Source organism: Acetomicrobium mobile (genome assembly GCF_937920065.1).
On sequence record NZ_CALETC010000259.1, the window covers coordinates 1 to 2439 of the forward strand.

General features: G+C 39.0%; 3 protein-coding genes. All 3 read right to left on the reverse strand.

Translation table 11 applies throughout. The features are described 5' to 3' along the window. Positions 1 to 230: hypothetical protein (locus Q7P41_RS09785; protein WP_303883885.1), on the reverse strand; the 230-nt coding region annotated here is incomplete at its 3' end. Positions 231 to 347: 117 nt separating this feature from the next. After that, the gene (locus tag Q7P41_RS09790; RefSeq protein ID WP_303883886.1) at positions 348 to 1583 is read right to left on the reverse strand and encodes an O-antigen ligase; all 1236 of its coding nucleotides are present in this window, start codon (positions 1581 to 1583) and stop codon (positions 348 to 350) included. Between the two features lie 149 nt (positions 1584 to 1732). Further along, positions 1733 to 2439 (reverse strand): glycosyltransferase family 4 protein (locus tag Q7P41_RS09795; RefSeq protein WP_303883888.1); only part of this gene is annotated, 707 nt, incomplete at its 5' end.

The following is a 2439-nucleotide window of genomic DNA, read 5'->3' on the forward strand; positions in this document are numbered from 1 at the left end:
TTCTCGCGCTGTTTGACATATCTTCTGTAAAAAATTTTAGGGAAATGCAAAGCCATAAATGCCTTAAAAGGTATTTCAGGTTTATCTAAAAATGTGGAATAGGAATATTTTAAAAATTGTCTTATTTTCTCGTTACGCAAAGCTTTCCAAAACTTCTCATCCTCATCATGTAAAATGAAATTAGGTAACATTTTAAGAGTTGCACGTGCTAGCGAGTAGCGTTCGATCAACTTTACCAGCTCGCTGTTATATCCCTTCTTTTTAATGTGTCTTCTATCGTAGCGGCTGCGTTATGAGCAGGAATCACAACGGTTGTTTTCGTGCTTATCTATTATTTCTTTATTTCTTCACCTGCTTTCTTCTTTAATCACAATTGCTCCCATCAGTAATCCCAAACTTCCCCATACTATAGGAATTAACTCCTCAAAAACCAGTACTATCTCCACGAGTCCATACACCAAAAAAACAAACCAAATGGAAAAAACGATCGTCGACAACAACTGCCGCTGTAAGATCCTGTATGAATGAATAATTAGCCGTATTATAGCAAAAAACAGGCCCGAATATGCACACCAGGCTACGATGCCATGCGCAACAGCCTGTTGAAGCCAAACACTATGAGATTGACTAAAAATTAACATATCGTCCGGCAGGTCTTTTGACATTGCTATAATGCTTTTATATACGCTCCCATAATTACCCGAACCAACCCCCAACAAGGGATGCTGGGCGATCATTCTAAGAGAAACTGTCCAAATTTCATCGCGTTTATTTAATAGTCTGCTCCAGAAATGTTCGGATATTAAATCGACCGATTTTAAAGAATCCATAATTTCAGGGGAACAGCTTATTAATACGCTGCTTCCTATCATTAATGTGAAAAACAAGAACATGGCATGCTTACGGTTGGACAGAACCAACAAAAACAAAATACCCACAATATACAGGGGAAACACCAATTCCGACGTAGAAAAACGCACAATTCCCGCAAAAGACCAAATGGAAAAAGTTAAAGAAAACCAGGGTGCGTATTTTTTAAAACCAAACTCTTCAACGAAAAATGCAAAATGAATCAACCCCATAATTGCAAACAGGCTGTACAGTTCATTGGAAGCATCTATGATGCCATGTTCGTAAGTGTAAATGCCGTGGAATCGCAATTCTACGAAGAATAAAACAAACAAACTCCAGAAACTCATCCATCCCCAGAACGTACGCAATACCTTTTGTTCGTCAAATGTCTTTGATAAAAAAATCCCCATAAACACACATAGGCCCATCACAAGATGCACAATCAATCCTTCTCTATGAGTCCATTTGCCACCTGTTACGATATCTGACACAAAAACCATCACTATAAAAATGACGAAAAAAAGACATATCCACTTTGTCTGATCATTACGTAATACTTCTTTCACAAAAACAGGTTGCCTTATAAACTTTTTTATTGACCAACATAAAACCAATAACAAGGGAATTGCAGCATATCCCTTGCCAAAAAAGGCGATCCCCATACCAATAAAAAAGAGGTGAAGAGGCCAAACGGTTTTAAAATTCGCGACAAGTTTACCAATACTGATCATCCTTCTTCCCCAAACCTCCAGAAAACACCTAAGATTTACACTCAACCATAAAATATAATATAAATATCAAATAAAAAATTAAGCAAAAAGGTTCATCTTTGACTCTGTGTTGCCAACGATTAAGGGCACGTCATCATGCTAGATTACGTCTAATGTGAAGACAATATCAAATAATATATGTTCAACACTTCAACAACCATATTTTCTTGAGTGAACATTTTGCTTCTTTCTCTGCTTGAGGTTCCTAAACGCTTTCTTAATCCCTCATTTTCGACCAGCGTCTCAAGAACTTTAGACAAGCCACCTATATCTCCTACGGGAAGAAGTATACCCCCATCTCCTATAGCTTCTTTAATGCCTGGCTCAGCATACCCTACTACAGGCAATCCGCAAGCTATCGCTTCAAGCAAAGATAAAGGGAAACCTTCCGAATTTGATGGCACACATACTATATCCAAAGATCTCCAAAAGGGAAATACCTTATCCGGAGGAATGAAACCCGTAAAATTCACTTTGCCTGAGATGCCAAGCTCACCTGCAAGCTTTTTCATCTCGGCTAGCAACGGCCCATCACCTCCAAGCACTAATTCCACGGGGAGCCTGTCACATATTTTTGCAAAAGCTTTAAGCAAGTCGGCGTGACCTTTTTGAGCTTTAAAAGTCGCAAGCAGTCCAATTCGTAAAACGTGATCGCCCTTAGGAATCAATGGAAGAGAAGCTTGCGCATCCTTCATGTCAATTCCGTTATATACTACCCAAGTACGCTCGACCCAGGGCATGGCACTTCTAACATAATCTTCCACTGCTTTCGACACACAGATTATCTGCTTTTGGCCTTTATAATGCTTCGGCTTGT